Source organism: Bradyrhizobium guangdongense (assembly GCF_006483445.1).
GTDB lineage: Bacteria > Pseudomonadota > Alphaproteobacteria > Rhizobiales > Xanthobacteraceae > Bradyrhizobium > Bradyrhizobium guangdongense_A.
The window spans coordinates 1-6561 of sequence record NZ_PPPT01000327.1; the positions used below are offsets into that span (position 1 = coordinate 1).

At 64.9% G+C, this 6561-nt stretch carries 4 protein-coding genes and 1 pseudogene; 3 read left to right on the forward strand and 2 right to left on the reverse strand.

Features of this window, described 5'->3' with window-relative positions; all coding sequences use genetic code 11:
• Window positions 1-145 precede the first annotated feature (145 nt).
• The gene (locus C2U70_RS32495) at window positions 146-2383 is read right to left on the reverse strand and encodes an NADP-dependent isocitrate dehydrogenase (RefSeq protein ID WP_140982834.1); all 2238 of its coding nucleotides are present in this window, start codon (window positions 2381-2383) and stop codon (window positions 146-148) included.
• 149 nt (window positions 2384-2532) lie between these two features.
• Window positions 2533-3516, reverse strand: coding sequence for a LacI family DNA-binding transcriptional regulator (locus tag C2U70_RS32500; RefSeq protein ID WP_140982837.1), 984 nt, complete (start codon window positions 3514-3516; stop codon window positions 2533-2535).
• Window positions 3517-3838: 322 nt separating this feature from the next.
• Here C2U70_RS32500 and C2U70_RS32505 point away from each other — a divergent pair, with 322 nt between their 5' ends.
• The 3 genes and pseudogenes from C2U70_RS32505 to C2U70_RS32515 form a co-directional block, all read left to right on the forward strand.
• Window positions 3839-5131 (forward strand): ABC transporter substrate-binding protein, encoded by a 1293-nt coding sequence (locus tag C2U70_RS32505; protein ID WP_140982840.1) that lies wholly within the window; start codon window positions 3839-3841, stop codon window positions 5129-5131.
• A 50-nt stretch (window positions 5132-5181) separates the two neighbouring features.
• Window positions 5182-6213, forward strand: a complete 1032-nt coding sequence (locus C2U70_RS32510) for a carbohydrate ABC transporter permease (protein WP_433960726.1) — start codon at window positions 5182-5184, stop codon at window positions 6211-6213.
• A 9-nt stretch (window positions 6214-6222) separates the two neighbouring features.
• Window positions 6223-6561: pseudogene (locus C2U70_RS32515) on the forward strand (carbohydrate ABC transporter permease); the annotation flags it as partial.

Consider the following 6561-nt stretch of genomic DNA (forward strand, 5'->3'; position numbering starts at 1 on the left):
TCTGAAAAGCAAATGCCCGCCGGTGATCAGCCGACGGGCATTTGCTTTTCAGATTGCGATAGCAGTGCACTCAACTCGATTTGCGACCTGTGAGGCCGAGCGTGCTTTGAGTACATTGTTCACCGCTGGAAGGAACACCCGCCTATCACCCTCCCACCGTCGCCAGCGCCGCGTTCAGCGTCGCGCTCGGGCGCATGATGGCCTCGCGCTTTTTGGAGTCAGGCAGATAGTAGCCGCCGATATCAGCGGGCACGCCTTGCACGGCGGCGAGCTCCGCGATGATCTTCTCCTCGTTGCCGGCGAGCGCGTCGGCCAACGGCTTGAAGCGCGCCTGGAGGACGGGGTCCTCGGTCTGGGCCGCAAGCTCCTGGGCCCAGTACATCGCGAGGTAGAACTGGCTGCCGCGGTTGTCGAGCTCGCCGGTCTTCGGCGACGGCGACTTCCTGTTGTCCAGGAGTTTGCCGGTGGCGGCATCCAGCGTCTTGGCGAGAAGTTTGGCTTGCGGGTTGCGCGTCTTCAGGCCGAGGTCTTCCAGCGAGACGGCGAGCGCCAGGAACTCGCCGAGCGAATCCCAGCGCAGATGGTTCTCCTCCACCAGTTGCTGCACGTGCTTCGGCGCCGAGCCGCCGGCGCCGGTCTCGTACATGCCGCCGCCGGCCATCAGCGGCACGATGGACAGCATCTTGGCCGAGGTGCCGAGCTCCATGATCGGGAACAAATCGGTCAAATAGTCGCGCAGGATGTTGCCGGTGGCGCTGATGGTGTCTTGGCCCCGAATAACGCGCTCCAGCGTGTAGCGCATGGCGCGCACCTGGCTCATGATCTGGATGTCGAGGCCGCTGGTGTCGTGCTCATGCAGGTACATCTTGACCTTGGTGATGAGCTGCGCCTCGTGCGGACGGTACGGATCGAGCCAGAACAGGACCGGCATGCCGGAGTTGCGGGCGCGGGTCACGGCGAGCTTCACCCAGTCCCGGATCGCGGCATCCTTGACCTGGCACATGCGCCAGATGTCGCCCTGCTCGACGTCCTCGCTGAGCAGCACCTCGCCGGTGGCGAGATCGGTGATGTTGGCGACGCCGTCTTCGGGGATTTCAAAGGTCTTGTCGTGCGAGCCGTATTCCTCGGCCTGCTGCGCCATCAGGCCGATATTGGGCACGGTGCCCATGGTCTTCGGGTCGAACGCGCCGTGCCACTTACAGAAATTGATCATCTCCTGGTAGATGCGGGCAAACGTGCTTTCCGGCATCACCGCCTTGACGTCCTTCAGGCGGCCGTCGGCGCCCCACATCTTGCCGCCGTTGCGGATCATGGCGGGCATGGATGCATCGACGATGATGTCGTTGGGCGAGTGGAAATTGGTGATGCCCTTGGCCGAATCGACCATCGCGAGCTCGGGGCGGTGCTCGTGGCAGGCATGCAGGTCGCGCTTGATCTCGTCCTGCTTGCTCTGCGGCAGGGTCGCGATCTTGTTGTAGAGGTCGACCATGCCGTTGTTGACGTTGACGCCCAGCTCCTCGAACAGCGCGCCGTGCTTTTCGAAGGCGTCGCGGTAGAAGATCTTCACGCAGTGGCCGAACACGATTGGGTGCGACACCTTCATCATGGTGGCCTTGACGTGCAGCGAGAACATCACGCCGGTCTTGTAGGCGTCCTCGATCTCACGCTCGTAGAACTCCAGCAGCGCCTTCTTGCTCATGAACATGGAGTCGATCACCTCGCGGTCCAGCAGCGACACTTTTGGCTTGAGCACGATCGTCTTGCCGCTCTTCGTGATCAGCTCCATCTTGACGTCGCGCGCCTTGTCCAGCGTCATGGATTTTTCGCCATGGTAGAAGTCGCCGTGATGCATGTGCGAGACGTGCGAGCGCGAGGCCTGGCTCCATTCCGCCATGCTGTGCGGGTTCTTGCGCGCGTAGTTCTTCACCGCGAGCGGTGCGCGACGGTCGGAATTGCCCTCGCGCAGCACCGGATTGACGGCGCTGCCGGTGCATTTGGCGTAGCGCGCCCGGATCGCCTTCTCTTCATCCGATTTGGGACTCTCGGGATAATCCGGGATCTTGTAGCCCTTGCCCTGCAGCTCCTTGATGGCCGCCATCAACTGCGCCACCGAGGCGCTGATGTTGGGCAGCTTGATGATGTTGGTGCCGGGCAGCAGCGTCAGCCGGCCGAGCTCGGCGAGGTTGTCGGGCACCCGCTGCGCATCGGTCAGAAATTCCGGAAATTCGCCGAGGATGCGCGCGGCCACCGAGATATCGCTGGTGGTGACGTCGATCCCGGCCGCCGTCGTGAAGGCGCGCACGATCGGCAGGAACGCGACCGTGGCGAGGGCGGGAGCTTCATCGGTCAGCGTGTAGATGATGGTGGACGGCGTCGTGCTCATGCGCTGGCTTTCTCGCGAAGGGTGGGTTCCGGGGTGCAATGGTTTACATCTCTAGCCCCGGCTGGGTAAAGGACGCACGCGCTCACTCGGAATACCGGCTTCCGTCCGATCGGCCTCCAGACGCGCGGCAAGCGAGGAAACGTCGCGTGTCAGCCGAACCTGTAGGGAAGCAGGCGTTCGCCAAAGGCTTCGCCCCGCCAGAGCAATTGCAGGCCCGCGACGATCTCCGCACCGTAGACGGCATAGGGGATTTCGATCGACTTCAGCCAGGGTGCGACCCACTGATTGAGCGGCGTGCCGTCGATGCTGACCAGCTCGCAATCGCCGGGGATCTTCAGGCCGCGCTCGCGCGCACGCCGGTTGACGCCATAGGCGATCTGGTCGCTCACGCAGAGAATGGCGTCCGGCATGTCGCGGCCGCCGAAAACGCGTGCGCCGGCATCGTAGCCGATTTGCAGATGCGATCGCCCGTCCCCATCGGCCCGAATGATCGCGTCTTCGGACCAGCCACGCTGGCGCAGCCTGGCCAAAAAGCCCGACACGCGGTCGCGCGATGCGGACGAGCCGAGGCGCGGGAAGACAACGGCCGGGGCGCGCCGCCCGAGATCGGCAAAATAGTCGGCGACGGCCGCGCCGGCAGCGCGATCGTCGATCCCGACGAACGGGCCCCTGCCGCTCGGATTGCGACGGGTCACGAAGACCGCAGGCGCACCGGAGGCGGAAAGCTCGCTCAAGCCGGGGCTCGCGACCGCCGCAACGAGGACATAGCCGCGCACCATCTGGGCCCGCATCGCGTGGAGATATTCGTCCTGAAGTTCGGGCCGGTCGTGCGTATCGCAGAGGACCATGACGTAGCCGGCCTCGCGCAGCGCGGCCTCGGTCGAGCTTGCGATCGTTGCCATGGCAGGATTGTCGAGATTGGCCGCGATCATCGCCACAAGCTGGCTTTGGCCGCTCTTGAGCGCCCGTCCCACCGGATTCGGCCGGTAGCCGACCGCCTCGATCGCGTCGAGCACCCGCGCCACCGTCGCTGGCGAGGCGCGGCGCATCTCACCGTTGACGATCCGCGATACCGTCGAAACCGAGACGCCCGCCCGGGCCGCGACAGTGGCAAGTGAGACGTCTTCCGGCATGAGCCTCCCTGGGGCTGGTCCGATTGCAACCTATAGACACAGTCGAGCCTTCTTCCGAGACCCGAGAAGTCGTTTTGAACCGGATTGACATATTGGCAAACGTTTGCCAAACTGATTTTGCCCTCGGAAACGCGCGTCGGACGGTTGGCCCGGCTCGCATGCGCTCAGTGGAAAACTGCGCCCCGGGGGCGTGAAAAACGGCATCCGACCCGGTGCCGATAGGGAAGGAAACACCTGCGCCAAAGGACCCCGTCGGAGAACGGGCCTGTTGCGCCAATCTCGCGCGGGCTGACCGGGCCGGCGAGCGTGGAGGAAATTGATCATGCGCGCCGTCAAGCCCGTTATCGCGTCTCTCGTCCTGTCTCTTCTGTCCGCCACCGCATTCAGCGCCCCGGCGTCGGCCGAGACGACCACGATCCGGATGGCCTGGTACTCCGATGGCATCGAAGGCGAGGTGATGGCCGACCTGCTCAAGCGATTCCGCGAGCAGAACAAGGACATCGACGTCGTTTTCGATCAGGTGCCCTACAAGGCGGTCAACGAGAACCTGCCCGTGCAGCTGGCTTCCGGGCAGGGCCCCGACATCGCGCGTGTCGTCGATATGGGCGGCCTGTCCCGCTTCGCGCTCGACATGCGGCCCTATCTCAAGGATCCCGGCTATTGGGAGACGAATTTCGGGCCCTTCCTGGAATGGATGCGCCCGGCGGGCGACACGCAGGCCATTCCGGGCTTCATGACCCAGCTCACCGTCACCGGCCCCTTCGTCAACAAGACCTTGTTCGAGCAGGCCGGGGTCGCGATGCCCGGCGAGAAGGCGACCTGGGAGGATTGGGCGAAGGCGGCGAAGGAGGTTGCGGGCAAGGTCCAGGCGCCATTCCCGCTCGCGGTCGACCGCTCCGGCCATCGCTTCTATGCGCTTGCCATGTCGCAAGGCACGAAGATTTTTGGCGCGAACGGCGAGCCTGATGTGGTGGACGACGGCTTCAAGCGCGCGGCGCAGCTGGTCTACGACTGGCACAAGTCCGGCGTCATGTCGAAGGAGCTGTGGGGCTCGGTCTCCGGCACCGCCTATCGCGCCGCCAACGACGAATTCAAGAACGCACAGGTCGTGATGTACCTGTCCGGATCGTGGCAGATCGCCCAGTTCGCCAAGACCGTGGACAACGCCTTCGACTGGGTGGCGGTCCCCAACCCTTGCGGACCCGGCGGGTGCAGCAGCATGCCCGGCGGCGGCGCTCTCATGGCCTTCAAGACCACCCAGCATCCCAAGGAAGTCGCGCGGCTGATGGATTATCTCGCGAGCGAGCCGGTGCTGGCGGAGTTTTATGCGCGCTCGCTGTTCGTGCCCGGCCATCTCGGGCTCGCCAAGAAAGGCATCGACTATCCAACGGCCAGCCCGGAAGCCGCCGCGGCGCTAAAGGTCTTCACCGCAAGTGCTGCCCAGGTCTCCCCGCTCGCCTACCGGACCCAGGGCTACATCAACAGCCGGATCATCTTCAACGCCGCCATCAGCCGGCTCGGGCAGGCGGTGTCAGGCGAAACGACGCTCGAGGACGCCTACAAGCGCATCACCACCGATGTCGCGCAGCAGATCGCCGAGCGCAACAAGAAGTGACGGCGCAAGACGTGAAGACAGCCGGCTCACAGGATCGAGGGATCGCCGCGATGTCGGACGCTCCGTCCGCCGCCCGGCCGCAGCCCGGCATGGCCGAAGGCGCGCTCGCGCGCGTCGCGGTCCTGCCCGTGGACCTCGCGCTGCGCCTGCTCGATCCGCCGATGCGATGGCTGCAGCGCCTGATCGGTGCGCGACGCATGGCCTATGTGTTCCTGCTGCCCAATTTCGCCTTCTTCGGCCTGTTCGTGTTCCTGCCGATCGGCATCAACGTCGTGTTCTCGGTGACCGGCGGCACGGCGCTGTTTCCCTCAGAGCGCCCCTATGTCGGCACTGAGCAGTTCGGCTACCTGTTCGACTGCGGCTCCTTTCTCGATCCGTCCAGTTGCCGCGAGGATCATTTCTGGCGCGGCGTCGCCAATACGGCGAAATTCGTCGCGTTTCAGGTGACGGCGATGGTGCTGTTCTCGCTCGTCACCGCGCTGATCCTCAACATGAAGATCCGCGGGCGCGGCATTTTCCGCGCGGTCTATTTCTTCCCGGTTCTGCTCTCGCCCGTGGTCGTCGCGCTGATCTGGAAATGGATTTTGCAGCGTGACGGACTGCTCAACGCGGCCCTCACCACGCTCGGCGGTCAGAAGATCCTGTTCTTCGTCGACCCGAGCTGGGCGATGTTCTGGGCGGTGTTCGTCTCGGTGTGGGCGCATATGGGCTTCTACACGCTGATCCTGCTCGCCGGCCTGCAGGCGATCCCGGCGGACCTCTACGAGGCGGCGGAGATGGACGCCACCCCGCGCTGGCGCGTGCTGACACGCATCACGCTGCCGCTGCTGTGGCCCAACATGATCGTCGTGATCGTGCTCGCGCTCATCAAGGGCGCGCAGACCTTCGACGAGGTCTTCGTGCTGACCGGCGGCGGTCCGGGCACCGCGACGCTGATGGTGGTCCAGTACATCTACGAAACCGGCTTCGCCAGCCAGGTGCAGAATTTCGGCCTCGCCGCCGCCGCCTCCGTCGTGCTCGGCCTCGTCCTCTTCGTCCTGACGCTCCTGCAATTCGCCGCCGCGCGGCGCAAAGAGATCTGAGGAGCCGCCATGCGCCTTAGGATTTCGCTTGGGAGTTTGCTCGGTCAACGTCGCAACGGCCCCGGTCGGCCGCTGCACTGGACCGACATCGCGGCCTACGCCTATCTCGCGCTCGGCGTCGTGCTGATGTTCGGCCCGGTGCTGTGGCTGGTGCTGTCATCGTTCAAGACCCAGAGCGCCCTTCTGGAGTTTCCACCGTCGTTCCTGCCCTTCGCCCAGGTCGAAGTGGCGGTGCCAGGCCAGCCGCAGAAGCTGCCGCTGTTCCGCACCACGCTTCCCGACGGCTCGGTCCGCGAGCTGGCGCAGGTTCGGCGGGTAGGCCTCCTCGCCCAGATGGTCGATCCCGCC

Bases quoted from the DNA above. Each gene is read 5' to 3' on its own strand.
- C2U70_RS32495 (WP_140982834.1), bottom strand. From the start codon at position 2,383: ATGAGCACGACGCCGTCCACCATCATCTACACGCTGACCGATGAAGCT.
- C2U70_RS32500 (WP_140982837.1), bottom strand. From the start codon at position 3,516: ATGCCGGAAGACGTCTCACTTGCCACTGTCGCGGCCCGGGCGGGCGTC.
- C2U70_RS32505 (WP_140982840.1), top strand. From the start codon at position 3,839: ATGCGCGCCGTCAAGCCCGTTATCGCGTCTCTCGTCCTGTCTCTTCTG.
- C2U70_RS32510 (WP_433960726.1), top strand. From the start codon at position 5,182: ATGTCGGACGCTCCGTCCGCCGCCCGGCCGCAGCCCGGCATGGCCGAA.